The organism is Streptomyces sp. NPDC049627 (assembly GCF_044465645.1).
Lineage (GTDB): Bacteria > Actinomycetota > Actinomycetes > Streptomycetales > Streptomycetaceae > Streptomyces.
On sequence record NZ_JBITLW010000001.1, the window covers coordinates 536,848 to 562,493 of the forward strand.

A 25,646-nucleotide genomic window follows, 5' to 3' on the forward strand; every position below is an offset into this window, starting at 1 on the left:
TGTTACCAAACCCACCCCCCTTTTTTTGGGGGGCCGGTTTTGTGCGCGGGCTGCCTTTTCGTGTTTAAGAACGGGCGGGCGGGGGGCGGGGGGGGGGGGGGGTGGGGGGGGGCCGCCCGGGGGGGGGCCCACGACCAGCAGCGCCGCGACCGCTCGTGGGCGATCATCGCGGCCTGGGGGGTGCTGGTCTCGGCCCAGCTGTCGATCGTCGTTCTGACGATCCACACCTACCTGGCACAGAGCAACTGCTCAGGACTGATGGGCACCATCACCTCCCTGGCGATCTACCCCGTGGGCCTGCTGTCCCTGATCACCCTGGCATGGTCCCTGTTCGCCGTGGCGGCCCCCCGGACGGCCCGACGATGACCGCGCTCGCCGTCCGCGTCGACACCACCAGCCCGGTACCGCCGTACGAGCAGATCCGCGCCCAGCTCGCCGCCCTGATTGTCACCGGTCGACTCACCGAGGACGAGCGCCTGCCGACCGTACGTCAGCTCGCCACCGACCTCGGCCTGGCACCTGGCACCGTGGCCCGCGCCTACCGCGAGCTGGAAGCCGCGAAGCTGATCCGCACCCGCCGTGGTGCAGGCACCCGGGTCGCGACAGCCCCGTCCGAACCACCCCGCCCCGCCCCGGACCAACTCGCCACACTGGCACGGGACTTCACCTCCGCTGCCCGCGCGCTGGGCGCCGACACCGAAGCCATCCTGACCGCCGTCCGCGAGGCCCTGGACTGACGACGGCCGGCCCCGCCACCCGTGGCGACACCACCAGCCCGATCCGAGGCAGGGGTCACACCTGCACCCCCCAAGTGCGGCAGAGACAAGCGTGATCAGGGGCAAAATCCAGGATCTTCTCATGCAGAAGAGGCGTCGGCGGCCGCCTGACGTACTGGCAAACGGCGTGGGTGGGAAGGCCCCACTGGTGTGGAGGCCACGTACGATTTCCGCTTCAGGAGGTCGACGTTCAGCGGGCGCTGGGCCTGCACAACAGTACGGAGCTGGCCGAGGCAGTCCGAGGGACCGACGTCCAGCTCATCCAGGCGGTCGTCTGGGTCACGCCCGGCGTCGGCAGCCGCATCGACCTGACCGCGCGCCCCGGCACCGAGCGCGCCGTCCACGGCCCGTCCGCCTCCCTCGTCCACCTCGGAACGCGAGCCCGAACTGAGCCTGAGGCTCTGCTGGACCGTCGCCCGCATGCCCTTGGTGCCGAGCGGCGCTCCGCCGGGATGCAGTTCGGTTGATTGCTGACGCCCGCTCGACCACATCCGGCGAGTGTGACGAGAACATCACCGAGACGGACAGGACTCGTCCTCGATGGTCACCCGACCTGGCCCTGTCTTCTCGTGGATCACAGGGTGATGGCGGCCAGTATGTTCACGCCGTTCCGGAAGGAGACACCGGCGTTGGCGCAGCGGACCGCGTAGGCCGCGGCGGAGGTGGTCGGGTGGGGCAGCGACAGGCCGAGGTAGTAGGTGCCCGAAGCGGTGGGCAGGGTGAGGGTGCCGGTGATGGTCTGGGTCGTCGGGTCGGCGGCGGGCTCACTTGTTTCCGAGCGGGGGCCGGGAAGCCAGGTGCGCCAGTCGGCGCCGGTGCCGGCCGTGCTGACCGTCCGGCCGGCCGAGTCGAGCAGGGTGAGCAGGGCGGACCTGGGGTGCTTGGGTGCGGCGAAGCCCCGGTTGACCAGGTCGACCTGGACGGACAGGCCGGAGGAGAGCTTGGCGTAGCGGGCTTGCCGGATCTCGATGCGGTAGCCGAGGTGGTCGCGGATGTAGTCGAAGTAGGTCCGGGCGACCGAGTTGCCGGAGGTGTCGGTGAAGTAGCCGTCGGAGACAGGCAGTCTGGCGGCTGTGGCCTGGGCCTTGGTGAGGGTGGTCGTCTTCCAGGCGGGGAGCGTCACGGTCGCGTTGTGGACCATGGACAGGGTGTCGAAGCGCAGCGTTTGCAGCCGCTTGGCCGCGCCCAGGCCGTCGATCACCGTGCTCCAGGCGTAAGGGTCCTGGCTCTGCCCCTTGTCCCAGGGCATCTCGCCGTCCACCGGGTGGGTGGGGGAGCCCTCAAGGACGGTGGGCCAGAGGGAGTCGGACGGCACGTAGTCGTCCCACAATCCGCCGCCGAGGGTGAAGTAGTCGTTGTGGTAACCGACCTTGGCCTTGACGCTGGATGTGGTGATGCTCTCCCGCAGCTTCGGATAGCGCATCTGCGTCTGCACGCCGGGGGGAAGCGCCTCTACCAGGCTGGTCATGATGGCTGTCGTGCCGTCGGGGTAGTTCTGGTGGTTGTAGTAGTTGGGGCCCCACTCGCCCCAGTCGCCGACGAAACCGGCCTGCCAGACCGCGATCACGTCGCGGTTGGTGGCGACGATCGGCGCGAGCTGGGCGATGTGCCGCTGGATGTCCTGCACCGTGTACTGCTGGTCGGGCCGGACCCCGTCGTCGTAGGCGAAGCGCAGGACGGCCTGGTAGCCCTTGGTGCGCAGGCCGTCGAGGATCCTCTGGATGTTGGCCAGGGCGCCGGAGGGGATCGTGGTCTTGGTGTAGTCCCACAGATAGAAGTAGAGCTGGGTGAGGTTGGCTCCGGCACCGTACTTGGCCTCGAGCAGTCTCAGCGCCCTCGCGGAGTCCCCCGCGAAGTCGGCCTCGTGCGCCCAGGGGCTGGTCAGGTCCGAGGCGTTGTAGGACATCTCGTAGCGGAAGCCGCGCGAGGGGTTGGCCAGGCCGGTGGTGCCGTCGGTGTCGTCGGGACGGATGCCGCGGTGGGACACGGTCGTCCAGGTCGTGCCGGCCGCCGCGCGACCGCTCATGCCGAGGGCGGCGCCCGCGCCGGTGAGGCCGGCCAGGGTGAGCGCCTGGCGCCGGGACAGGGAGTGTCGCATGGTTCCTCCAGGGGATGAGGGCGGATGGTTCAGTCGCCGAGCTCCGGCTGGTCGCGGAGTTCGATGTTCGGGGTGGACGGGATGCGGTCCAGTTCGAGGACGATCAGCTCGTTGCGGCCGGGGCGCAGGAGTGGGCCGGGCAGGTAGAGGGTGCGCTGTGGGCCTTCGGCTCGGTACCGGCCCAGGCAGAAGCCGTTGACCCAGACAACTCCCGCGCTCCAGCCGGGAAGGGCGAGGAAGGTGTCGCCCGGATCGGTCACTTCGAGGACGCCGCGCAGGAAGGCCGGGGCTGCGGCGGTGCCCTCGGTGAAGGACAGCGGTGCCAGGTCGTCCAGCGGGATGGCCTCCGCGGTGATCTGGTGCAGATACTGGCGGTCGTGCCGGATCCCGCCGAGGATGCCCTTTGCCTCGCCGAGCGTTGGCCCGTATCCGACCCGGCCGAGCGACTCCACCAGCAGCTCCACCCGGGCCGGGCCGGCGATCTCGACGGGCTCTGACCGTTCGTGGAGCGTGGAGACCCGTTCACCGTCCACCGAGAGATGGGCGCGGTCCCGCAGGCCGTCGATGATCAGCGGGTACGGCTGCCGCGGTCCCGGGATGTCGAGCCGGTAGCGTACGAGTCCCTGGCCGAGGCCCAGTTCCTCGAAGGTCGGCGGTGTCGGACGCGTGACCGCCGGTCGCGCCAGGGCGTCGAGGCAGGCCCACTCGGTCAGCTCCACAGTGGTCGGCACGAGGACGGGCGGGGCGGGCGGCGGCGGGGGCGCGGGCTCGTCCCGGTAGCGGGCGAGGACCTCGCGGAACGCCCAGAACTTCGGGGTGGGGGCGCCGTGTTCGCCGATCGGGGCGTCGTAGTCGTAGGAGGTGGCGTGCGGCAGGTACTCGCCGGTCTCCAGATCCCGGTTGGCGCCGGCCCACAGCCCGAAGTTGGTGCCGCCGTGCGCCATGTAGAGGTTGACCGATGCCCCGGCGGCCAGCAGTTCTTCGAGGGTGTCGGCGGCGTCCCGCGCCGACCGGGTGTTCCGCTTCCTGCCCCAGTGGTCGAACCAGCCGATCCACAGCTCCATGCACATCGCCGGGTCGTCCGGCCGGTGCCGGCGCAGCGCCGCCAACTGGCGTGCCGGCTGTGATCCGAAGGTGCCCGTGGCCGGCAGGCCCGGCAGGCTGCCGCCGGTCAGCATGTGGTCCTCGGGGCCGTCGGCGGTGAACAGCGGGACCTCGATCCCGTGGCCCGTCAGGACGTCGGCGAGGAACTGGAGATAGGCGTGGTCGCTGCCGTAGGAGCCGTACTCGTTCTCCACCTGCACCATGAGGACGTTGCCGCCCCGGGTGACCTGGTGCTCGGCCACCAGCGGCAGCAGCACGTCGAACCAGCGCTCGACATGCTCCAGGAAGACCGGATCGCTGGTCCGGAGCTGCCCAGGCACCCACCAGGGCAGCCCGCCGTTGTCCCACTCGGCGCAGATGTAGGGGCCGGGGCGGACGATCGCGTGGAGCCCGGCCCGCTTCGACTCGGTGAGGAAGAAGTCCAGTTCGTCCAGGCGGGTGAAGGCGCCGGTCCGGGGCTCGTGGTAGTTCCAGGGGACGTAGGTCTCCACGGTGTTCAGTCCCATGGCGCGCAGCATCTCCAGCCGATGCCGCACATGCCCCGGATGGACGCGGAAATAGTGCAGCGCCCCCGACAGGATGCGGAACGGGGCACCGTCCAGCCGGAACGAACCGTTCTCAATATCGAAGCTGGGCACAGAGGGAATTCCTTCGTGTCTCTTGGTAACGGTGAAATCAAATGAGGCTGGAGTGTGGTGTCGAAAACGCTTCCCGTCATATCTTTCGGCGACATGGAAATGAAGTGGGGCTTGAATATGGCGGTGGAAAAGCGTCCCGTTGAGCGCGCCGACTGGGCGCCGGGTCGGGAACCCTGGGACCACTGGTGGCGCTATCTGACGCCCGGTCCGGTCCACCGCCGGCTGGGCATGGTTTGCCTGGCCGTCGGCGCCCAGCACGGACGCCTGCCGGCGGTCGGCCCCCGCACTCTCGGGCATCACGTCGCGGTCGTCGTGCTGTCGGGCGCGGGCTGGTTCTCCAGGGGCGGACAGCCCCCGATCGACGTGGAGGCCCCGTGTTTGCTGTGGCTGTTCCCCGGCGTCGAGCACCATTACGGGCCCTACGAACCGGGCTGGGCGGAATGCTTCGTCGACTTCACGGGCACGGCCGTGGAGGCCTACGCGGAACTGGGCCTGATCGATCCGTCCCAGCCGGTGACGCCCCTGTCGAACGCCGAACCGGCCAGGCTGGTGGTCCGGAAGATCATGGGCGCGGTACGGAACGGGGGACCCCACTCCGACGTCCGAGCGGCGGCGGGCGTCCACGAGCTGCTGGTCACGCTGCTGCACTCCCGGGTCGAGGACGACACGAGCGGCGACCGGGTGCTGGCGGCCCTCACCCGGGATGCCGTCGAGCCGTGGTCTGTTCCCGAACACGCCCGCCGGCTCGGCCTCGCCCCCACCGAACTGCGCGAGGCCGTCCGGCAGGGGGCGGGCACCAGCCCGAAGGACTTCATCCTCACGAGCCGGTTGAACCTGGCCAAGGAACTGCTGGCCACCACCGACCTGCCGGTCGCGGCGGTCGCCCGCCGGACCGGGTACGACGACCCCGCCTATTTCACCCGGCTGTTCACCCGCCGGGCGGGGATCGCTCCGAGCACTTTCCGCGAGCAGAACTTTCACCGTCCACCCCTGGATGAGTAGTTCTAGGCCTTCACGCGCCGGCGGCGAGGTCGGCCTTCCAGAATCGCTGGAGCGACAGGAATGCCAGGACCACGGGAATCAGTGACAGCAGGGCGCCCATGAGCACGGCGTCGCGCAGGTTGCCGGTGCGGATGCTGTTCCACTTCACCAGGCCGAGCGTGACCGGCCACAGCTCCTGGTCATTGAGCAGCATCATCGGCAGGAAGAAGTTGTTCCAGATCGCGACGAACTGGAACAGGAACAGCGTCACCATCGCCGGGGCCATCAGGCGCAGGCCGACGCCGGCGAACAGGCGCAGCTCGCTCGCACCGTCGACGCGCCCCGCGTCCAGGAGTTCGTCCGGCACCGCCGCCATGGCGTAGGCGCGTGCGAGAAAGACGCCGAAGGGGCTCACCATGCACGGCAGCAGGACCCCCCAGACGGTGTTCAGCAGCCCGATCCTGCTTTCGAGCAGGTAGATCGGGATGGTGAGCAGCGGCAGCGGCAGCAGCACCGCCAGCATGATCCCGCCGAAGACCAACCGGTCGCCGCGGAAACGGTACTTGGCCAGGGCGTAGCCGGCCATCGCCGCCAGCAGCGTCGCGCCGAGCGCGCCGCCGCCCGCGTACACCGCGGTGTTGAGCAGCCAGCGCGGATAGAGGCCGCCGTCCTGGGACATCACCCGGTCGACGTTGGCGCCGACGGACAGGTCGGCGAACCAGAGCGACCCGTCGTACAGGTCGTCACCGGACTTGGTCGACGACACGATCAGCCACCAGAGCGGAAGCAGCATGTACGTCGCGACGACGAACAGGAAGCCGGTGGTCAGCACGCGGGCGCGGGTCATCGCGCACCTCGGGTGGTCAGCCACGACGAGAGCCGCAGGAACAGCAGGGACAGCCCGCCGGTCAGCACCGCGAGCACGACCGCGATGGCCGAACCGAGCGCGTAGTCGTTCCGGTCGAGGGCGACTTGGAGCGACCACATCAGCGGCGTGTAGTCCTTGGGCACGTTCGCCGTCACGTCCGAGAGCACCCTGGGCTCGTTGAACAACTGGAGTGTGCCGATGACGGAGAAGACGGCGGTGAGGGCGAGGCTGGGGCGCACCATGGGAATCTTGATCTGCCAGGCGATGCGCAGCGGTCCCGCGCCGTCGATCGCGGCGGCCTCGTAGATGTCGCGGGGAACCGCCTGGAGCGCGGAGTAGATGACGAGCATGTTGAAGCCGGTCCAGGTCCAGGTGACGATGTTGCCGATGGAGCCGAGGACGACATCGTCGGCGAGCAGATCGAGGCCGAACGGGGAGATCTGCGGGGTGTAGAGGAAGGCCCAGACGATCGCGGCGATCACGCCCGGAACGGCGTACGGAAGGAAATAGACCAGGCGGAAGAAGGGCTTGCACCGGGCCGCGGTACCGTCGAGGAGAAGCGCGAGCAGCAGAGCCAGCCCCAGCATGACGGGGACTTGGACGAAGCCGAACAGCAAGAGCCGTCCGACGCCGCTGAGGAAGATCCCGTCGTCGAAGACCTTCGCGTAGTTGTCGAATCCGGCGAACACCCGCTCCGGGGTGCCGAAGCCGAGGCCGGATCGGCGCACCGCGTACAGGCTCTCGTGGATCGCGTAGCCGATCGGGAGCAGGAAGAACACTCCGAACAGCAGGCAGAACGGCGCGAGCAGCGGCAGCGCCGCCCGGGAGGGAGAGGGCCGACGGCGGCGCCGCGCCCGGCCCTGGGGCGCGGCGACGCGCGGCAGCTGGGTGGCTGTCAACAGACCACCTCTCTGATCTGGATCCGGGGCGTCCAATCGGATTCCCACGATCGGCGCGCCCCGAATCGGGGGGATCGGGTGGTCACGGCGCGACGGTCAGGCCCTTGCCCTTCAGGGACTCCTTGGCCTTCTTCTGGATCGTCGCGAAGGCTCCGGTGAGCGTGCCTCCGTTCTTCACCGCGTCGCCGACCGCCGCGTTGAAGGCGTCGCTGAGTTCCGGTGTCGTCGGCCCCCAGCCGAATTCCGGCACGATCGTGTTGTTCGCCTCGGCGAAGACCTGGAAGACGGGCTGGTCTCCGTAGAAGGGGCGGCCGGTCCCGACCGACGGCAGCGCGGCGCCGTTGGCGGTCGTGGGGAACAGACCACCGTTGGTGACGAGGCCGTCGAAGGCAGAGGCGTCGGTGGACAACCAAGTGGCGAACTCCACTGCTTCCTCGGGGTTCTCACACCCCTTCAGTACCGCGTTGTGCGACCCGCCGACATTGCCGGTCGCGGTCTGTCCGGCCACCCAGTTCGGCATCGCGGCGACGGCCCACTTGCCGCTGGTGCCCTTGGCCGAGTCCTCCAGCACCTTGGTCATCCAGACGGGGCCGACCAAAGACGCGATCTTCCCCTCGCTCAAGTGCTTGAACCAGGCGTCCGACCATGCCGCTTGGACGTCGACGAGCTTCTTGTCGAGCAGGTTCTGCCAGTAGGCCGCGACCTTGAGCGTGGGAGCGTCGTCGACGGCCACCTTCCAGGCGTCGCCCTCGGTGCTGAACCACTTCGCCCCGGCCTGCTGCGCCAGGCCGCTGAATCCGTACATGTCGTCGGGGTTGAACGAGGTGAGATAGGTGCCGGGACTCGCGGCGTGCACCTGCTCGGCGGCGGCGGTGAACTCCTCCCAGGTCTTGGGCACGGAGATCTTGTGCTTGGCGAAGATGTCCTTGCGGTAGAACAGGCCCATCGGCCCCGAGTCGACCGGCACGGCGACCTGCTTGCCGCCGAAAGTCACCGACTTGAGCGCGGACGGCTGGAACTTGGCGGCGCTGTCCTTGACGTAGGGGGAGATGTCCTCGACCGCGCCCTCCACCAGGAAGCTGGGGAGCGTCTCCGCCCCGACCTGAGCGAGGCACGGCGCGTTGCCCGCCTTCACCGCGCTGAGCATCTTCTGGTAGCCGCCCTTGGCCCCGGGCTCGGTCTGGGTGTACTTCACCGTGATGTTGGGGTGCTTGGCGTTCCACGCGGCGGCGGCCTTGTCGTAGCCGGGTGCCCAGCCCCACCACTCGATGGTCACCGGACCCGCCTTCGTCTGCTTGGCCTCGGGCCCGTCCTCGTTGCTTCCGCCGCACCCTGCCAGGCCGGACACCGCCAGAACTGTGGCGATGCCGAGCGCGAAGGTTCTGCGCATGGGTGGATCCTTTCCCTGCCTTGCCGGGGCTGTATCGATGGCGGCAAGGTTCGCCTCGGGGCAGGCAGGGGGTCCATGGACATCTTGCGGCGGGGGTTGCACTTCGGCTCCGACCGGGCGGCTGGTCTTGCGTGTGAGTTCCGGACCGGACACAACACAGTGCTCGGGTGAGGCCGATTGTCCGCAACGTTCCGCCGCGCCATGGGCTGCCACTGGGGCGCCGGCGTCGCGCCTCGCGAATGTCCATCCGCAACTTCACTTTGTCCATGGTCGAGCCGCTGGGGCGAGTTCAGGCTTCTGCCAACGAAAGACGTCTGGGCAAGTCCTGACCCACCAGGTGGCGAGCGGAATGAGCGCCAGTCCTGCGGCAGACGGCGGCACCGGACCAGCCCGCCCCCCAACTCATCCCCTTGGCCGTCAGTGGACGACTGCCGTCACGGTGCCGCGCCGCCGACGGCGGCGGCCAGGGCAGTCGGGCGGGTCAGCATCCCCATCCCCGCGAAATCTGCAAGGAGCCAGCGTGGTTCGAATACCCCGGGGCCATAGTGTCCTGATCGCAGTCATGGCGCTGATGCTGAGTGTGTTGGCCGGAGCGGCATCTCCGCGCGCCTACGCCGCAGTCTCGACATCGATCACCGTCGACGGCACCAAGCCGGGCCGGGTGTTCGACGGAGCCGGCGCGATCAGCGGAGGTGGAGGGAACACTCGACTGCTGGTCGACTATCCCGAAGCGCAGCGCAGTCAGATCCTGGATTACCTGTTCAAGCCCGGCGTCGGCGCCTCGTTGCAGAGACTCAAACTTGAGATCGGAGGGGACACCAACTCCACCGACGGCGCCGAAGCCAGCCATGAGCACACCGAGGGCGCCGTGGACTGCGCCGCCGGCTATGAGTGGTGGTTGGCCGGCCAGGCCAAGTCCCGCAATCCGAACATCAAGCTCTCCGCCCTGACTTGGGGGGCGCCCGGCTGGATCGGCGTCGACGACCCGGCCAACCCGAATCCCGGCAAGCCCTACTTCTGGTCCCAGGACATGATCGACTACCTCATGTCCTGGCTGGACTGCGCCAAGAAGCACAACCTGACCATCGACTACCTCGGCGGCTGGAACGAGCGGGGCTGGAAGGCCTCCTGGTACATCGACCTCAAGAAGGCCCTCGTCTCGAAGGGCTACTCCACCAAGATCGTGGCGGGTGACAGCTTCGGCTGGGGGCTTGCCGACGAGCTGAAGGCGAACGCGGCGTTCCGGGACGCGGTGGACGTCATCGGCGTGCATTACCCCTGCGGCTACAACAACGGCGGGGCCATCGGCAACAACGCCCCCTTCACCACCTGCAACAGCACGTCCGCCGCGCAGGACATCGGAAAGCCACTGTGGGCCAGCGAGAACGGATCACAGGACACCGAGGCGGGCGCCGCACCGGTGGCGCGGGCTCTCAATCGGGACTACATCGACGGGCGGATGACCGGGTACTACAACTGGCCGCTGATGGGCTCGCTCTACCCGAACACGTACTTCGCCTTCAACGGGCTCGTGTCGGCCAACCAGCCCTGGTCGGGCCACTACCGGGTCGGCAAGACCGCCTGGGTCATGGCCCACACGACACAGTTCACCCAGATCGGATGGCGGTACCAGGATTCCGCCAGCGGCTATCTGGGCGGTGACCGGTCCAACGGCAGCTATGTGACGCTGCGAGCACCCGACGGCGGTAACTACAGCACGATCATCGAGACGACGGGGGCCACCGCCCCGCAGACTCTGGACGTCCAGGTCACCGGCGGTCTGTCCACCGGTCAGGTGCACGTGTGGGCCACGAACCTCGACACCAACTCGGACAGCGCCGGTGAGAACCTGGCACACACCGCCGATGTCACCCCCTCCGGCGGCCGCTACACCGTGACGCTGCAGCCCGGCCATGTGTACACCCTGACCACGACGACCGGACAGGGCAAGGGCACCGCGGGATCGCCGGCGGTCTCCTCGCTGAGCCTGCCGCAGTCCAATGACTTCGAGACTCGGGGCGACACCTCCTCTCCGAAGTACTTCACGGATATGAACGGCGCCTTCCAGACCGTGTCGTGCGGTGGCGGACGCGGGGGGACGTGCCTGCGTCAAATGGCCGCGACCGGGCCGATCCGCTGGACCGAGGAGCCGTACTACGCGCCGTACACCGTCATGGGCGACGACTCGTGGAGCAATTACACCGTCAGCGCGGACGCGTTGCTGGAACAACCGGGCTCAGTGGAACTCCTCGGCCGCGTGGGCATGCAGGGCAGGAACAACAACGGCCTGGAGGCGTACCGTCTGCGGGTGGGCGACACGGGAGCCTGGTCGATCCTCAAGAGCGACAAGGAGGCGAAATTCTCCACCCTGAAGAGCGGCACCACAGCGGCCCTCGGCACCAACCGCTGGCACTCCGTCACCCTGACCATGCAAGGCTCGACCATCACCGCCAAGGTCGACGGCACAGTCCTGGGCACCGTCACCGACTCGACCTACACTCATGGCCGCGCGGGCCTGGGCACGGTCGACTCCGCTGACGCGACGACCGGCGGCGGATACCGGACGCAGCAGTTCGACGCCTTCTCCGTCACGCCCGGGACCGATCCGACCCCGGCCCGTGTCGGTGCCGTCCCGTCGGGCATCCCCGGCAAGTGCCTGGACCTTCCCGAGGGCGACACCCGTAACGGCGCCCCGGTGAAGATCTACAGCTGCAACAACACTTTCGCGCAGATCTGGACCCACAACCCGGCCGACGGCACGGTCAGGATCGGCGGCAAGTGCCTGGACGTCACCGAGCAGGCCACGGCGAACGGCACCAAGGTGCAGATCTGGACCTGCAACGGCGGAAGCAACCAGAGGTGGGTTCAGCAGGCCGACGGCACCCTGCGCGGCACACAGTCCGGGCGCTGCCTGGACGTCCTGGAGAGCAGCACCAGCCCTGTCCAGCTGGTGATCTGGACCTGCAACGGCGGAAGCAACCAGAAGTGGCAGCTCCCCGGCTAGGAACTCCGTCACCGACCCGCCCCGTACAACCCACCCCGCTGACCGGATGGACTACCTGCACCCGACCATCCGGCGGCCGCGCCATCCTGGTCTCCGAGGCGACCACGAGCGCCACCACCACGCGCCCGACCCTGCGAGCTACGGATCGTCTCCCGCGAGGGGTCACTGGTCATCGAGATCGCAGACACCGACGCTCTCCGAAGGCCGTTGCGGAGTCCACCCCACCCGCCTCTACTCAGCCCCCTCCGACGGCAAATCCGTCTGGCCCCGAGCCCTCCGCGCCGGGAGCGAAGTCCCTGGGGCCACGGACCCACAACGCCGTCCAGGCGGGCCCGGCCGAACAAGGGCTGGGCGCGAGACAACTACCCGGAATGAGGAATGCAGATGAGTCACGTTGCCGAAGAGATCGCCAGTCAGCCGGAGTGCCGGCTGCCTGCCTCGTCCTTGCTCGGCGAGTACGACGACGTGCTGCCTCGGGCCGGCGAGCGGGTCGCGGTCGTCGGTTGCGGGACATCGTGGTTCATGGCCCAGTCGTACGCGGCGCTGCGCGAGTCCACGGCGCAGGGGCAGACGGATGCGTTCACACCGTCGGAGATGCCGCTCGGCCGGACCGACGCGTCGGCTTACGACCGTGTCCTGGCGATCACCCGTTCCGGTACGACGACCGAGGTGCTCAACCTGCTCGGACGGGTGCGCGGACGGGTCCCCACCGCGGCGATCACCGCCACCCCCGCAACGCCCGTGACCGACGTCGCCGATGCCGTCGCGGTGTTGGACTTCGCCGATGAGCGGTCGGTGGTACAGACCCGCTTCGCGACGACCGCGCTCGCCCTGCTGCGGGCGTCACTCGGCCATGACCTGGCCCCGGTTGCCGCCGATGCGCACAAGGCCCTGGAGGCCGAGCCCGACGGACAGCTGGTCCGGGCGGAGCAGTTGACGTTCCTCGGCCGCGGCTGGACCGTCGGCCTCGCGCACGAGGCGGCGTTGAAGCTGCGTGAGGCAGCGGGAGCATGGACGGAGTCCTACCCCGCGCTGGAGTACCGGCACGGGCCGATCAGCATCACGGGTCCAGGCCGGCTCGCGTGGATGCTCGGGGAGCCTCCGGTCGGTCTCGCGGACGACATCGCACGGACCGGTGGCACCGTCGTCATGAGCGACCTCGATCCGATGGCCGAACTCGTCGCGGTGGAAATGGCTGCGGCGCGCGGCGTCGACCCGGACAATCCTCGTCATCTCACTCGCTCGGTGATCCTCACCGGTTCGTGCGCGGGGTTCCCGCAGTGACCATTCCGCACGAACTCGTGGTGGCGATCGACGTGGGCGGCACCCGCCTCAAGGGCGCCCTGGTGGACGCGGCAGCGCACAGGTCTCATGAGGAGAACCGCCCCACCCCACGCGGCAAGAGCCCCGATGCCGTGGTCGACGCCATCGTCGCCTTCGCCACCGAACTCACCGAACGAGGCAGCCGCGCGGGCGGGACCGTAGCGGCAGCAGGCGTCGTCGTCCCCGGACTCATCGATGAGAGCAAAGGGGTCGCCCTCCTCTCGGCGAACCTGGGATGGCGTGACCTGCCCTTGCGCTCCATGATCGAGTCGCGCTTGCCGCTGCCCCTCGTATTCGGGCAGGACATACGTGCCGGCGGGCTCGCGGAGTTCCGGTTGGGCGCCGCACGAGGCGCGGGCACCGCGCTGTTCGTACCGGTCGGCACCGGCATCGGCGCAGCGATGTTCGTCGAGGGCCGCCCGATGTCCGGCGGCGGCTTGGCGGGAGAGATCGGGCACGTGGCCGTCGACCCCGCCGGGGCGCCATGCGGCTGCGGTCGCCGCGGCTGCCTGGAGACCGTCGCGTCGGCAGCGGCGGTGATGCGACGGTACACCGAGCGCACCGGCCGCGCCGCGTCAGGCGGCGAGATCGCCCGTCTGGCCGGCAGCGGCGACCCCGACGCTCGGACGGTATGGGACGAGGCGGTCGATGCGCTGGCCGCGGTCCTCGCGACCTGTACGACTCTGCTCGCGCCCGAGGTGATCGTGCTGGGTGGCGGCCTCGCCGAGTCCGGCGGCCTGCTCCTCGATCCGTTGCGCGGCGCGCTGGATGCCCGGCTGACGTTCGAGCGTCGGCCGCGTCTGGCGCGGGCGGAGCTGGGTGATCGTGCCGGGGCGCTCGGTGCCGCTCTGCTGGCCTGGGAGCGGCTGCGATGACCGTGCTCGGCTCCGCCCGGGTCGTCACACCCGACGGTGGCCTCGATCCGGGATGGGTCGAAACGACGGATCGCCGCATCACCGCTGTCGGGACGGGCGAACCGCCCCACGACGTCGACTTGGACCTCGGCGGACAACGGCTGGTTCCCGGATTCGCGATCACCGCGATCGCCGATGACGTCGACCTCGACCCCTACCGAGTCTTCCGTCTCGCCGTACCCCTGGAGGAGATCCATGCCGCTCACAGCAACCGGTGACATCATCAGCGCCGCCGCGCACAAGGGCACGGGTGTCGGAGCGTTCAACGTCATCCAGCTGGAGCATGCCGAAGCCCTCGTCGCCGCAGCCGAGGAAGCGAACACGCCCGTAGTGCTGCAGATCAGCGAAAACGCCGTCAAGTACCACGGCGCCCTGGAACCCATCGCCGTCGCGACCCTCGCGGCAGCACGCCACTCGGCGGCCCCTGTGGCCGTCCACCTCGACCACGCCGAGTCCGTGGACCTCGTGAAGGAAGCGGTATCGCTGGGTCTGGTCTCGGTGATGCTCGACGCCTCCAAGCTCCCCTTCGAGGACAACGTACGGCTGACGCGCGAGGTGACCTCGTACTGCCATGAACACGGAGTCTGGGTGGAGGCCGAACTCGGTGAGGTCGGCGGCAAGGACGGCGCGCATGCACCTGGGGTGCACACCGACCCCGACGAAGCCGCGTCGTTCGTCAAGGCGACCGGCGTCGACGCCCTCGCCGTCGCCGTCGGCACCTCGCACGCGATGGTGAAACGCACGGCCGCACTGGATTTCGACCTCATCGCCCGGCTCAATGCCGCAGTGCCCGTACCGCTGGTCCTGCACGGCTCTTCCGGTGTCGGTGACGCCGATCTCGCCAGAGCAGTGGCAGCCGGGATGACCAAGGTGAACATCGCCACCCACCTCAACCGGGTGTTCACCGGAGCGGTCCGCAGTTACCTCGCCGACGATCCCGCCGCGGTCGACACCCGCACCTACCTCGCCCCCGGACGTGCCGCTATGGCCCATGAGGCCGCGCGGCTGCTGAGCCTGCTCCGGGCCGGATGAACACCCCGACGCGTCTTCACCTCAGCCAGCCGCGCGACTTCCTCCCGAAGCCCTCCACCCGCACACGGGCAGCCACCGGTGACCATCTCCAGTCGGGTCAGGTCGCGGACCGCGGCCAGGACGTGGGTGGAGTCGGCGCGGAGGCGGTCGGCGCCGTTGCCCTCGGTGAGACGGTGGCGGAAGTCGGCCAGCACACTGTGGTGGAAGTCCACGTCATGCCACAGTCCGTCCAGGCGGTCTCTCACCCACATCGCCGTCGTACCGCCCGGGTTGCTCGCCCGCGCGACCTGCGCAGTCAGGGGCTGAAACTCCAAGATCCCCGACAGAGTCAAGCTCAGACCTTCACCAGTCCCTGCTCCTCACCTGGACCCGCACCCTTCGTATGGCCCGAGCCGGGCGAGCCCGACGAGTGGGTCCGGTCACCCCGCGTCCGCAGCCCCTCCCCCTCGACATCCACGTTCGGCAGCACACGGTCCAGCCACTTCGGCAGCCACCAGGCCCTCTTGCCGAGCAGGGCCAGGACGGCCGGGACGATCGCCATCCGCACGATGAACGCGTCGAAGAAGACCGCGATCGCCAGTCCGAAGCCGATCATCTTGACCATCGCCTCGCTGGAGCCGACGAATCCCGCGAACACCGCGATCATGATCACCGCCGCGGCCGTCACCACCCGTGCCCCGTGGTTGAAGCCGGTCACCACGGCCTGGCTCGGCTTCTCGCCGTGGATGTAGGCCTCGCGCATCCGGGTCACGAGGAACACCTCGTAGTCCATCGCAAGGCCGAAGACCACACCGATCAGGAAGATCGGCATGATCGCCACGATCGGGCGAGTCTCGTCGACGCCCACGAGGTCGGCCATCCAGCCCCACTGGAAGACCGCGACCACGGCGCCGAGGGCCGCCAGGACGCTCAGCAGGAATCCGAGGGCCGCCTTCAGCGGGACCAAGATCGAGCGGAACACCACGATCAGCAGCAGGAACGCCAGGCCCACCACCAGGGCCAGGTACGGCATCAGCGCGTCGTTCAGCTTCTGCGCGACGTCGATGTTCAAGGCCGTGGTACCGGTGACCAGCACGTCCGCGTCCGTGTCGGCCTCGATGTCCGCGCCCGCGTCCCGAATCGCGTGCACCAGGTCCTCGGTGGTCACCGACGACGGATCGGCGTCCGGGATCACGGTGATCGTGGCTGTGTCGCCCGCCTCGTTGGGGGCGGCCGGCGTCACGGTCGCGACGTTCTTGAGGCCCTTGATCCGGTCGGAGACCTCGGTGAAGGCCGCATCCGGGTCGTCGCTCGCCTTTGCGTCGACTACGACCACCAGCGGGCCGTTGAAGCCGGGGCCGAAGCCGTCGGACAGCAGGTCGTACGCCCGGCGCTGTGTCGTCGAGGTCGGTAGCGAGCTGTCGTCCCCGATGCCCAGATCCATGGAGGCGGCGGGGACGGCGGCGGCGCCGAGGCCGACGACGCCGAGGAGCAGTACGGCGATCGGACGGCGTACGACGAACCTGGCCCAGCGCGTGCCCATGTTGGGCCTGGGCTGAGTCCGGGCCGAAGCGGCCTTCCTCGCGGCCCGGGCGCCGCCCAGGAACCTGCTCTTCGCGCCCGCCGGCTTGACCCTCCGACCCGCGTAACCGAGCAGCGCGGGGATCATCGTCAGTGCGATGAGGACCGCGATGGCGACCGTGCCGGCGGCCGCGACGCCCATCTTCGTCAGGCTCGGCATGTTGACGACGGACAGACCCACCAGCGCGATCACGACCGTGAGGCCGGCGAACACCACCGCCGAGCCCGCGGTGCCGACGGCCCGGCCCGCCGCCTCCTCGCGCTCGCGGCCCTCGGCCAGTTCGGTCCGGTAGCGGGAAACGACGAACAGGGCGTAGTCGATGCCGACCGCCAAGCCGATCATCGAGGCCAGCGTCGACGTGGTCGAGCCCAGGTCGAGGGCGCCGGCGAGGGCGGTGATCGCCGAGACCCCGATGGCGACGCCGATGAGCGCCGTCAGCAGCGGCAGACCGGCCGCGACCAGTGAGCCGAAGGTGATGACCAGGACCACGGCGGCGACCGCGATACCGATGATCTCGCCGGCGCCGGTCTCGGGCTGCGCCTGGAGTGCGTCACCGCCGACCTCCACGGTCAGCCCGGCGTCCCGCGCGTCCTGCGCGGCATCCGCCAGTGCTCCCCGGGTGCCGTCCTGCAGTTCCATGCCGGGGACCTTGTACTTGACCGACGCGTAGGCGATCGTGCCGTCCTTGCTGATGGCGTCGGCCTTGTACGGGTCGGCGACAGAGGCGACCTCGGGGCCTTCGCCGACCTCGTCGACGGTCTTCTGCACGGTGTCCCTGTTGCCGGCGTCCGTCATCTTCTCGCCGGCGGGTGCCTTGAAGACGACGCGGGCGGTGCCGCCGTCGGCGCTCATCCCGGGAAAGCGCTGTTCCAGCAGGTCGAAGGCCTTCTGGGCCTCGGTGCCGGGGACCGAGAAGGACGTATTGCCCGCCGTGGGGGCGCCGGCCGCGGCGAGGCCCGCGAGCGTCAGCAGTGCCACCCATATGAGGGCGACGAAATGCCGTCGCCTGAAGGCGAGTCGGCCGAGTCTGTAAAGAAACGTGGCCACGAGGGCGTACTCCGAGTCAGGTCGTGGGTCTTGAGTCTTGGGTTCTTCGGGGCAGGGGTGATCAGCCCGGCGGGGAGGCCACGGCGTCGTTGTGCGCAGGGAGGAAGTTCTGCGTCGGCGGCTGTTCGTCGATCAGCGGGCGGGCGGCGAAGGCACCGCCCCGGGGCGCCCCACCACCGATCGCCCGGGCAGTTCCGGGACCATCCCTACAGAAAGACCGGTCGTTCTACTAGTACACAATAGCCTTGCTGGGATCCCTCGAGCCACACACCGGAACTGAGGCGTTCCTCACCCACCACCACTGACACAGAGAGGCAGCTCACCGCATGCTCCACGGGCGGCAGAAAGAACTGCACACACTGAGCCGTCTTGTCGCCGAGGCCGGTGCGGGCCGGGGCGGAGCGCTGATCATGGAAGGGGATGCCGGGGTCGGCAAGACCACGTTGCTACGGCATGCTGTCGCGGCGGCCGGCAGCGGCACGCGCGTACTGACCTGCTCGGGTGTCGAGGCCGAAGTCGCCCTGGCCTTCGGCGGATTACAGCGGCTGCTGACACCACTGCTCGACCGGCCCCCTGAGCTGCCGGAGCTGCCGGAGCTGCCGGGCGATCAAGTCGCCGCCTTGCGCAGCGCGTTGGGCCTGTCCACCGCGCCCGCCGCGGATCTGATGGTCCGCACGGCCGTGCTGTCCCTGTTGGACCGGGCCGCGGCCCGCACCCCCCTGCTGCTCGTCGCGGACGACCTGCACTGGCTCGACCCGGCCACCGCCGGTGTGCTGCTCTTCGCCGCCCGCCGCCTCGAGGGCCGCCCCATCGCCTTCCTCGCCGCCGTCCGCGAAGCCGGGGAGGCCACTCGGGACCTGCCGCGGCTCACGCTCCGCGGGCTCGCCCCGGACGCCGCGTCCGCCCTCCTCGACGAGCACGGCTGGGGGACTCCGGGCCCGGCCAGGCGCGCCGTCGCCGACGCCGTGGGAGGCAACCCGCTGGCGCTGCAAGAACTGGTCCGGCTGGGCAGTCCGGCGGAGGTCGCGGAGAAGGTCGTACTCACCGGAACCGCCCCGCTCAGCCTCCGACTTCGCGAGGTCTTCGCCGAACGCACCCGGGAACTGCCCGAATCGGCCCGCACCCTGCTGCTGGTGGCGGCAGCGGAGGACAGCGGCCACACCGGCACCGTGCTCGCCGCGGCCCGGCGGCTGGCGGTCGACGAGCAGGCACTGGACGTCGTGGAGGCCGCCGGGCATCTGGAGGAGGTGCCGGGTGCCCGGCTGCGGTTCCGGCATCCGCTCGTACGTGCCGCGGTGTACGCCGACGCCTCCGCCCGCCGGCGTGCCCTCGCGCATCGCGCGCTCGCCGACGAGCTGGCGACGCAACCCCCGGAAGGCGGGCAGCACGAACGGGCCGTGTGGCACCGCGCGCTCGCGGCCACCGGCCCCGACGAGCAACTGGCCGAAGGCCTGGAGGCCGGCGCGGCCACCGTGCGCCGCAGGGGCGGACTGGCCGTGGCCGCGGCCGTACTGCATCGGGCCGCGCTGCTGAGCCCCACGGAGCAGCAGCGCACCAGGCGGCTCGCCGCCGCGGCCGAAGCCGCCTGGAAGTCGGGCAGCCCTCAGCTGGCCCACCCGCTGCTTGGGGAGGCGCTGTCCCGGCCCGCGGACGTCGGGACTCAGCTGGAACTGGACCGGCTGCGGGCCATGATGGAGCTGTGGGGCGGCGATCAGCAGGCGGCGACGGCCCGGCTGCTGGACAGCGCGGCGGCGCTCGTCGACCAGTCCCCCGGGCCGGCGGTGACCCTGGCTTTCATGGCGGTGGACGGGGCGCTGCGCTCCGACCGGACGGACGAGGCCCTGCGGGCCGCGCGGCTCATCGAGGCCGCCGGCGGCGAGGATCCCGGGTATGCGCGGTACGGGAGCTGGCTGGCGGACGCGGTCGTCGGCCGTCCCCGAGAGGGGCTGACTCCCTGGCAGGTCCTCCGGACCGCGCCGGAGGGCCTCAGCCGCAACGACGCCCACCGCCATGTGTGGCCCGCCGCGCTGGGCAACCTCGGGCCCTCCCCTCGGACGGCCCGGTCCTTCATCCTGGAAGCCTGCGACCGTTTCGCCACGTCCGGGATGCTCGCGGTCCGTGGACTGCTCCTGTCGTGGCTCGCGGATCTGGAGCACCGGATCGGGCTGTGGCCCGAGTGCGAGGCGCACGCGCAGGAGGGGTTGCGGATGGCCCGGGACGTCGGGCAGCCCGTCCTGGAGGCGGATCTGCTCGCGGTGCTGGCCCTGCTGTCCGCCGGGCGTGGTGAAGCGGCGGACTGCCGCGGGTACGCCGAGCGCGCCCAGGCTCTGGCGGTGCCGCAGGGCAACAGGTCGGCTGCGGGCACCGCACAGTGGGCGCTGGGGCGGCTGTCCCTGGCCGCCGGCGACTACGCGGAGGCCTGTGAACGGCTGGCGGCGCTCGGCGAGCCGGCCTCACCGTTCGCCCACCGCCAGGTGGCCCGGCAGGCCGTCCTCGACGTGGTGGAGGCGCAGGTGCGCGCGGACCGCGGGGAAGCCGCCGAGCAGTCGGCGCGGGCGTTCGAGGAGTGGTCGGAGCGGACCACTCTGACCTGGCCCGAGTTGTCCCGGCACGCCATCCGCGCCCTGCTCGCTGAGGGCGACGCGGCCGACAAGCACTTCCGGTCGGCCCTGTCGGCCGCGGGCGCGGCGGACGCTCCGCTCGCCCGGGGCCACACGGCGCTGCTGTACGGGGAGTGGCTGCGGCGCAACCGCCGCGAGGGCGAGGCCAGAACACAGCTGCGCTCGGCGCTGGAGACGCTGGCGGGCCTCGGGGCGCGGGACGAGGCGGAGCGCGCCCGCGCCCAGCTGCGCGCTGCGGGAGGTGCGCCCCGTAGGCGTGGCGGCGATCCCTCGGCTCGGCTGACGGTCCAGGAGCTCCAGGTCGCCCGACTGGCGGCGGAGGGGCTGAGCAACCGGGAGATCGGCACGCGGCTCTCCCTGAGCCCGCGGACCGTCGGCTACCACCTGTACAAGGTGTTCCCGAAGCTGGGCATCAGCAGCCGGTCCCAACTGCGCGACGCGGACCTGGATGCCGTGGGCTGACCCGTACGGCGACGAGTTGGGCGGCGATCGCCGTGGCGACCTCGGCCGGGGTGCGGCCACCGAGGGGCAGGCCGATCGGCGAGTGGATCGCCGAGCGCCCCGCCGCGCCGAGCCCGGCGTCGCGCAGCCGTCCGCTCCGGTCCCGGACCGTCGCCGCCGATCCCGTCGCGCCCAGGTACCCGACGCCCGCCTCGACGGCTTCCAGCAGCGCCGGTACGTCGACCCGGGCGTCATGCGTGAGCACCACGACGGCGGAGCGGCTGTCGAGCCTGCCGTCGCCGCGCAGGGTGCGCAGTCCCGTCTGCGGCAGCCCGGGGAGCACGTCCACACCGGCGTGCCGTGCCTGCGCCGCGAACACCGGCCGGTGTTCCAGAACGACCGGCCGGTAGCCGAGTTCGGCGCCGATCCGGGCCAGGGGCCCGGCCACCGGTGTCCAGGTGACGATCGCCAGCAGCGGCGGGGAGGGGTGTACGGCGATGAAGACGTCCGGATGCGGACCGGTGCTGAGAACGGCGGTGCCGCCTTCGGGAAGCAGTAGCCGCGCCGTCGCCTCGGCATCGAGGTCCGCCTCCCCCGTGCCGAGGCTGCCCTCCCGGTCACCGCCGGGCAGCACCACCAGGTGCGAGGAGCCGGTGCCGTGCAGCCGGACGGCGTGCGCGACGGGGCGCCCGGCCCCGACAGCCTCGGCCAGAACGGGCAGCCACCGAGCGCCGCCGGGCGGCACCGGCTCCGTCCAGACCGTCACCGTGCCCCCGCAGGTCAGGCCGATGTCGAACGGTCCGCTGTCGGGGCCGGCGGGACCGTAGCGGCGCAGGACGGGACGGCCGTCGCCCAGTACCTCCTGCGCGGTCGCGGCGACATCGGCGTCGACGCAGCCGCCGCTGATCGCGCCGAGCACCGTGCCCTCGCCGTCGACGGCCATCGCCGCGCCCACCGGCAACGGCGTGCTGCCGGCCGCGTCGACGAGGGTGGCCAGGGCGAACGGCCGGGACTCGCGCCACCACTGCGCCAGCTGCGGAAGTATGTCGCGCACGGCGTCACCCCACGAGCTTGTCGGGGGTGATGGGCAGCTCGGTGATCCGCCTGCCGGTGGCGTGGTGAACGGCGTTGGCGATGGCCGCGGCGACGCCGACCGAGACCACCTCGCCCATGCCCTTGCTGCCGTGCGGGTGCGCGATGGTGTCGGGCTCGTCGATGAACAGCACCTCGATGTCGGGGACATCGGCGTTGACCGGGATGTGGTAGTCGGTGAGCGCGGAATCGATGTACCGGCCGGAGACCGGATCGGGCGTCAGCTTCTCCATCAGCGCCCAGCCCATGCCGAACACGATGCCGCCCTGGGCCTGGTTCCTGGCCGCCTTGTGGTTGGTGATCCGACCGACGTCGAAGACGGCGACGTGCCGGGTGACGCGGACCCTCGGCAGGTCCGGGTCGATCCGCACCTCGGTGAAGTGCGCGCCGAAGGTGGCCACGGAGTGGGAGGTCCGGGGGGTGTAACTCGCCTCGGCCGACACCGGCTTGGCGCCGTGGCGGGCCAGCAGGGCACGGTACGTCTCCCCGCGCTTGGTGTCGTCCCGGTGGAACAGCCTCCCGTCGGCCGCCTCGACCTCGCCGTCCGCCAGCCCGTACAGGGGCGAGTCCGGGTCGGTGACGGCCATCCGCACCGCGGCCTCGCGGGCCTTCTCCGCGGCGAGGTGGACGGCGGAGCCGGTGTAGCCCGTGGTGCGCGAGCCTGCGTTGCCCGCGGTCCTGGGCAGGTCGGTGTCGCCCGCGCGGACGGTCACCCTGCCCAGGGGCACCCCCGTGCCCGCCGCCGTGATCTGGGCGACGAGCGTGAGGGCTCCGGTGCCGATCTCCTGCGTGGCCGTGCGCACTTGGGCCGTGCCGTCGGCGCGGATCTCCACCTCGGCCCGCGCCTGGTCGGGGATTTCGCCGCGTACGGCGGTGGCCATGCCGTAGCCGACCAGTTCGCCGCCGTCACGCATCGAGCGGGGCTCGGCCGTGCGCCGGTCCCATCCGAAGCGCTCGGCTCCCAACTCGTAGGCCTGGAGGAGGTGTTTGGCGCTCCACGGCTTGCCGGTCAGCGGATCCGTGGTGAGGTGGTTGCGGCGGCGCAGCTCCAGTGGATCCATGCCGAGGCGGTAGGACAGCTCGTCCATGGCGCTCTCCAGGGCGAAGGAGCCGGGGGCGTCGCCCGGGGAGCGCAGGCTGATGGACGGGCCGATGTTCACCTTCGCGACCTTCGCGTCCATCGCCAGGACCAGCGCGCCGTAGGAGCCCGCGGTGGAGACGATGGCGGGCTCGGGCCGGTCGCCGCGCACCTCGGTCGCGTTCACGGTGTCGTGGAGGATGACCGCGAGCTTGCCCTCGCGGCTGGCGCCGAGCCGGATGCGCTGCACGATCGGCGGCTGATGGCCCGTCGAGGTGAACACCTGCTTGCGGCTGAGCACGAGTTTCAGGGGGCGTCGGACCACCCTGGCCGCGTGCGCCGCGAGAAGCGAGTGCCCCCACACGTCGGTCTTGTTGCCGAACGCCCCGCCGACCAGCGGGGACAGCACCCGGACGCGTTCCGGCGGCAGCCCGAACACGGCGGCCACCACCTCCCGGTGGCCGTGCACGTCCTGGCTGCAGTCGTGCAGCGTGAGCATGCCGCCCGACCACTCGGCGACCACGGCGCCCGGCTCCAGCGGCACGTGGCTGAAGTGCGGCACCCGGTAGGTGGAGTCGGTACGCACGTCCGCGGCGGCCAGTGCCGCCTGCGGGTCGGCGCCCGGCGGGAGCACCAGGTGCTGCGGCCACGGCGGGCGGATGAGGCGTCCGCTCGCGGTGTAGGCGTCCGGCAACGCCTCCTCCATGGTGGGCACCGGCTCGTGCACCTCGTAGTCGATGTCCAGGAGTGACGCCGCGTGCTGGGCCTGCTCCAGACTCTTGGCGACGACGATCGCGAGGTGCTGCCCGTAGTAGGTGATCTTGTCGTCGGCGAGCGGGAAGCGGTTCTCCAGGTAGCCGGTGTCGGCGGGGGTGCCCCGCCACGGCATCCGGTCGAGGTGGGTGATGACGGTGAGCACACCGGGTGCGGCCAGGGCACGGGTGGTGTCGATACGGCGCACCCGGCCCGCGGAGATCGTGCTCGTGACGACGGTGGCGTGCACCATGCCTCTCAGGCGCACGTCCGCGGTGTAGCGGGCTGAGCCGGTGACCTTGTCGCGTGCCTCGACGCGGTTGACCGGCGCGCCGATCCCGGACTCGGGAACCTCGGTGGTGTCGGTACGGAACGTCATCGTGCACCTCCGAGATCGGTGAGCGCCCGCCGCACGACCGCTTGGGCCAGGCTCACCTTGTACGTGTTGTCGGGGCGCGGGGCCGCGCCCTTGGTCGCCGCGCGGGCGGCCGCTTCGATGGCGTCCTCGTCGAAGGGCCGGCCGAGCAGGGCGTGCTCCGCCGCCCTCGCCCGCCAGGGCTTGGGCGCGACGCCGCCCAGCGCGATCCGGGCCGAGCGGACCGTGCCGCCGCGCACCTCCACGGCGACGGCGGCGGACGCCGACGCGAAGGCGTACGAGGCGCGTTCGCGGAACTTGACGTAGTGGGAGTGCGCCGAGGAGGCACGGCCCGGCAACTCGACCGCGAGGACGATCTCGTCGTCGCGCAGCATGACTTCACGCTCGGGTGTGCGGCCCGGCAGCCGGTGGAAGGCGTCGATGGGGATACGTCGCTCCCCCTGGGGCCCCCGGACCACGATCTCGGCGTCGAGTGCCTGGAGCGCGACGGCGCAGTCGGACGGATGGACGGCGACGCAGGAGGCACTGGTGCCCAGGATGGCGTGCCTGCTGCTGTCACCCTCCAGCGCCGCGCAGCCGGAGCCCGGATCGCGGCGGTTGCAGGCGAACTCGGGCTGCCGGTAGTAGGGGCAGCGCACCCGCTGCAGGAGGTTGCCGCCGAAGGTGGCGCGGTTGCGGATCTGCTGGGACGCACCCGAGCGCAACGCCTCGGCAAGGACCGGGAAACGCCGCACGATCCGCTGGTCGTCAGTGGCGTTGCGGCACAGCGCGCCGATGCGGAGCCCGCCGTCCGGCAGGGCGGAGATCTCGTCGAGGGCGAGCCCGTTGAGGTCGATGAGGTGGCTCGGCCGCCGGATGCCGTCGCGCATCAGGGTGGTCAGATCGGTGGCCCCGGCGATCACCTCTGCCCTCGGGTGCCGGGCGAGGAGACCGACCGCCTCGCCCACGCTGCGTGCGCGCACGTACTGGAAAGGCTCCACGGCTACCGCCCCTTCGCCATCGTGGCCGAGGCCGACGTGATCGCGTCCCTGATGTTGCAGTAGGCCGCGCACCGGCACAGGTTGCCGCTCATGGCTTCGGGGATACGGTCCTCGGTGATCCCCGGCTCCTCGCCCTCGAGCAGCGCGACAGCCGACATGATCTGCCCGGAGGTGCAGAAGCCGCACTGGAACGCGTCGTGGTCCATGAAGGCCTGCTGCACGGGGTGCAGACGGTCGCCGTCGGCGATGCCTTCGACGGTGGTGACCTCCTGCCCGTCGTGCAGGACCGCGAAGGTGAGGCACGACAGGACGCGCTGTCCGTCGAGCAGCACGGTGCACGCCCCGCACGCCCCCTGGTTGCAGCCCTTCTTGGGGCCGGTGACACCGACCTCGTCCCGCAGGGTGTCGAGGAGGCTGCTGCGCGGGTCGACGGCGAGCTTCAGGCGCTCGCCGTTGACGGTGAGGGAGACCTGTCGCACCGCTTCGGCGGCAGCGGGCGTGCCCTCCGCCGGTGCCGCGGACAGGTACGAACCGGCCGCGACGGCGGCTCCGACGGCCAGTCCACCGCCGACCACGACCCGGCGACTGGGGTGAGGGGACACCTCGTCCGGCATGGAGTGCCCTGCCTTTCTGTTCGGGTCTTCAGCCTCCGTCCCGGTGGTTCCGGATA

20 protein-coding genes are annotated in these 25,646 nt (G+C 70.7%); 9 read left to right on the top strand and 11 right to left on the bottom strand.

The features are described 5' to 3' along the window. Window positions 1–180 precede the first annotated feature (180 nt). Complete coding sequence (locus tag ACIBU0_RS02390) at window positions 181–366, top strand: hypothetical protein (protein ID WP_398810402.1); 186 nt, start codon at window positions 181–183, stop codon at window positions 364–366. Beyond that, complete coding sequence (locus ACIBU0_RS02395) at window positions 363–737, top strand: GntR family transcriptional regulator (RefSeq protein ID WP_398810404.1); 375 nt, start codon at window positions 363–365, stop codon at window positions 735–737. Before ACIBU0_RS02390 ends, ACIBU0_RS02395 begins: the two co-directional genes overlap by 4 nt. A 119-nt stretch (window positions 738–856) precedes the next feature. On the opposite strand, the gene ACIBU0_RS02400 is transcribed toward ACIBU0_RS02395, so the two are convergent. From ACIBU0_RS02400 to ACIBU0_RS02410, 3 genes are all read right to left on the bottom strand, one after another. Next, window positions 857–1,267 (bottom strand): hypothetical protein, encoded by a 411-nt coding sequence (locus ACIBU0_RS02400; RefSeq protein ID WP_398810407.1) that lies wholly within the window; start codon window positions 1,265–1,267, stop codon window positions 857–859. An 83-nt stretch (window positions 1,268–1,350) separates the two neighbouring features. Next, window positions 1,351–2,874 carry a DUF4874 domain-containing protein gene (locus ACIBU0_RS02405; RefSeq protein WP_398810409.1) on the bottom strand — a complete coding sequence of 508 codons (1,524 nt, stop codon included), beginning with the start codon at window positions 2,872–2,874 and terminating at the stop codon, window positions 1,351–1,353. Between the two features lie 29 nt (window positions 2,875–2,903). Beyond that, a complete protein-coding gene (locus tag ACIBU0_RS02410; RefSeq protein WP_398810412.1) occupies window positions 2,904–4,616 on the bottom strand; it encodes a beta-galactosidase in 1,713 nt (570 codons plus the stop codon). Window positions 4,617–4,733: 117 nt separating this feature from the next. On the opposite strand from ACIBU0_RS02410, the gene ACIBU0_RS02415 reads away from it, so the two are divergent. Next, a complete protein-coding gene (locus ACIBU0_RS02415; RefSeq protein WP_398810415.1) occupies window positions 4,734–5,618 on the top strand; it encodes an AraC family transcriptional regulator in 885 nt (294 codons plus the stop codon). A gap of 10 nt (window positions 5,619–5,628) precedes the next feature. On the opposite strand, the gene ACIBU0_RS02420 is transcribed toward ACIBU0_RS02415, so the two are convergent. From ACIBU0_RS02420 to ACIBU0_RS02430, 3 genes are all read right to left on the bottom strand, one after another. Then, window positions 5,629–6,444: a carbohydrate ABC transporter permease gene (locus ACIBU0_RS02420; RefSeq protein ID WP_398810418.1), complete on the bottom strand. Its 816-nt coding sequence runs from the start codon at window positions 6,442–6,444 to the stop codon at window positions 5,629–5,631. Beyond that, window positions 6,441–7,364 (bottom strand): carbohydrate ABC transporter permease, encoded by a 924-nt coding sequence (locus ACIBU0_RS02425; protein WP_398810421.1) that lies wholly within the window; start codon window positions 7,362–7,364, stop codon window positions 6,441–6,443. Before ACIBU0_RS02425 ends, ACIBU0_RS02420 begins: the two co-directional genes overlap by 4 nt. Before the next feature lie 82 nt (window positions 7,365–7,446). Continuing rightward, window positions 7,447–8,754 carry an ABC transporter substrate-binding protein gene (locus tag ACIBU0_RS02430; protein WP_398810423.1) on the bottom strand — a complete coding sequence of 436 codons (1,308 nt, stop codon included), beginning with the start codon at window positions 8,752–8,754 and terminating at the stop codon, window positions 7,447–7,449. 562 nt (window positions 8,755–9,316) lie between these two features. On the opposite strand from ACIBU0_RS02430, the gene ACIBU0_RS02435 reads away from it, so the two are divergent. The 5 genes from ACIBU0_RS02435 (at window position 9,317) to ACIBU0_RS02455 (ending at window position 15,027) form a co-directional block, all read left to right on the top strand. Next, window positions 9,317–11,758, top strand: a complete 2,442-nt coding sequence (locus tag ACIBU0_RS02435; RefSeq protein ID WP_398810426.1) for a ricin-type beta-trefoil lectin domain protein — start codon at window positions 9,317–9,319, stop codon at window positions 11,756–11,758. Between the two features lie 384 nt (window positions 11,759–12,142). Continuing rightward, window positions 12,143–13,042 (top strand): SIS domain-containing protein, encoded by a 900-nt coding sequence (locus tag ACIBU0_RS02440; protein WP_398810429.1) that lies wholly within the window; start codon window positions 12,143–12,145, stop codon window positions 13,040–13,042. Continuing rightward, a complete protein-coding gene (locus tag ACIBU0_RS02445) occupies window positions 13,039–13,956 on the top strand; it encodes an ROK family protein (RefSeq protein ID WP_398810431.1) in 918 nt (305 codons plus the stop codon). Before ACIBU0_RS02440 ends, ACIBU0_RS02445 begins: the two co-directional genes overlap by 4 nt. Further along, complete coding sequence (locus ACIBU0_RS02450; protein WP_398810434.1) at window positions 13,953–14,213, top strand: hypothetical protein; 261 nt, start codon at window positions 13,953–13,955, stop codon at window positions 14,211–14,213. The genes ACIBU0_RS02445 and ACIBU0_RS02450 overlap by 4 nt, the downstream gene beginning before the upstream one ends. Continuing rightward, complete coding sequence (locus ACIBU0_RS02455) at window positions 14,191–15,027, top strand: ketose-bisphosphate aldolase (RefSeq protein ID WP_398810437.1); 837 nt, start codon at window positions 14,191–14,193, stop codon at window positions 15,025–15,027. Before ACIBU0_RS02450 ends, ACIBU0_RS02455 begins: the two co-directional genes overlap by 23 nt. Window positions 15,028–15,361: 334 nt before the next feature. Here the strand turns inward: ACIBU0_RS02455 and ACIBU0_RS02460 are convergent, their stop codons facing one another. Continuing rightward, on the bottom strand, window positions 15,362–17,635 hold the full coding sequence (locus ACIBU0_RS02460; RefSeq protein ID WP_398810440.1) for an MMPL family transporter: 2,274 nt from the start codon (window positions 17,633–17,635) through the stop codon (window positions 15,362–15,364). Window positions 17,636–17,961: 326 nt separating this feature from the next. On the opposite strand from ACIBU0_RS02460, the gene ACIBU0_RS02465 reads away from it, so the two are divergent. After that, window positions 17,962–20,718: an AAA family ATPase gene (locus tag ACIBU0_RS02465; protein ID WP_398810442.1), complete on the top strand. Its 2,757-nt coding sequence runs from the start codon at window positions 17,962–17,964 to the stop codon at window positions 20,716–20,718. Here the strand turns inward: ACIBU0_RS02465 and ACIBU0_RS02470 are convergent. Genes ACIBU0_RS02470 through ACIBU0_RS02485 form a run of 4 tightly spaced genes read right to left on the bottom strand, consistent with a single transcriptional unit; the run spans window position 20,669 to window position 25,590 of the window. Next, window positions 20,669–21,751 carry an XdhC family protein gene (locus ACIBU0_RS02470; protein ID WP_398810445.1) on the bottom strand — a complete coding sequence of 361 codons (1,083 nt, stop codon included), beginning with the start codon at window positions 21,749–21,751 and terminating at the stop codon, window positions 20,669–20,671. The two genes, ACIBU0_RS02465 and ACIBU0_RS02470, sit on opposite strands and share 50 nt — an antisense overlap. 4 nt (window positions 21,752–21,755) lie before the next feature. Continuing rightward, window positions 21,756–23,999, bottom strand: a complete 2,244-nt coding sequence (locus ACIBU0_RS02475) for a xanthine dehydrogenase family protein molybdopterin-binding subunit (RefSeq protein ID WP_398810448.1) — start codon at window positions 23,997–23,999, stop codon at window positions 21,756–21,758. Continuing rightward, the gene (locus ACIBU0_RS02480) at window positions 23,996–24,958 is read right to left on the bottom strand and encodes an FAD binding domain-containing protein (RefSeq protein ID WP_398810451.1); all 963 of its coding nucleotides are present in this window, start codon (window positions 24,956–24,958) and stop codon (window positions 23,996–23,998) included. Before ACIBU0_RS02480 ends, ACIBU0_RS02475 begins: the two co-directional genes overlap by 4 nt. Before the next feature lie 20 nt (window positions 24,959–24,978). Continuing rightward, entirely contained in the window at window positions 24,979–25,590 is a 612-nt protein-coding gene (locus tag ACIBU0_RS02485) for a (2Fe-2S)-binding protein (protein ID WP_398810454.1), read from the bottom strand. Between the last annotated feature and the right edge of the window lie 56 nt (window positions 25,591–25,646).

Coding starts and splice junctions, on each gene's coding strand:
- ACIBU0_RS02395 (WP_398810404.1), top strand. CDS start 363: ATGACCGCGCTCGCCGTCCGCGTCGACACCACCAGCCCGGTACCGCCG.
- ACIBU0_RS02400 (WP_398810407.1), bottom strand. CDS start 1,267: ATGTGGTCGAGCGGGCGTCAGCAATCAACCGAACTGCATCCCGGCGGA.
- ACIBU0_RS02405 (WP_398810409.1), bottom strand. CDS start 2,874: ATGCGACACTCCCTGTCCCGGCGCCAGGCGCTCACCCTGGCCGGCCTC.
- ACIBU0_RS02415 (WP_398810415.1), top strand. CDS start 4,734: ATGGCGGTGGAAAAGCGTCCCGTTGAGCGCGCCGACTGGGCGCCGGGT.
- ACIBU0_RS02420 (WP_398810418.1), bottom strand. CDS start 6,444: ATGACCCGCGCCCGCGTGCTGACCACCGGCTTCCTGTTCGTCGTCGCG.
- ACIBU0_RS02430 (WP_398810423.1), bottom strand. CDS start 8,754: ATGCGCAGAACCTTCGCGCTCGGCATCGCCACAGTTCTGGCGGTGTCC.
- ACIBU0_RS02435 (WP_398810426.1), top strand. CDS start 9,317: ATGGCGCTGATGCTGAGTGTGTTGGCCGGAGCGGCATCTCCGCGCGCC.
- ACIBU0_RS02440 (WP_398810429.1), top strand. CDS start 12,143: ATGAGTCACGTTGCCGAAGAGATCGCCAGTCAGCCGGAGTGCCGGCTG.
- ACIBU0_RS02450 (WP_398810434.1), top strand. CDS start 13,953: ATGACCGTGCTCGGCTCCGCCCGGGTCGTCACACCCGACGGTGGCCTC.
- ACIBU0_RS02455 (WP_398810437.1), top strand. CDS start 14,191: ATGCCGCTCACAGCAACCGGTGACATCATCAGCGCCGCCGCGCACAAG.
- ACIBU0_RS02465 (WP_398810442.1), top strand. CDS start 17,962: ATGCTCCACGGGCGGCAGAAAGAACTGCACACACTGAGCCGTCTTGTC.
- ACIBU0_RS02475 (WP_398810448.1), bottom strand. CDS start 23,999: ATGACGTTCCGTACCGACACCACCGAGGTTCCCGAGTCCGGGATCGGC.
- ACIBU0_RS02485 (WP_398810454.1), bottom strand. CDS start 25,590: ATGCCGGACGAGGTGTCCCCTCACCCCAGTCGCCGGGTCGTGGTCGGC.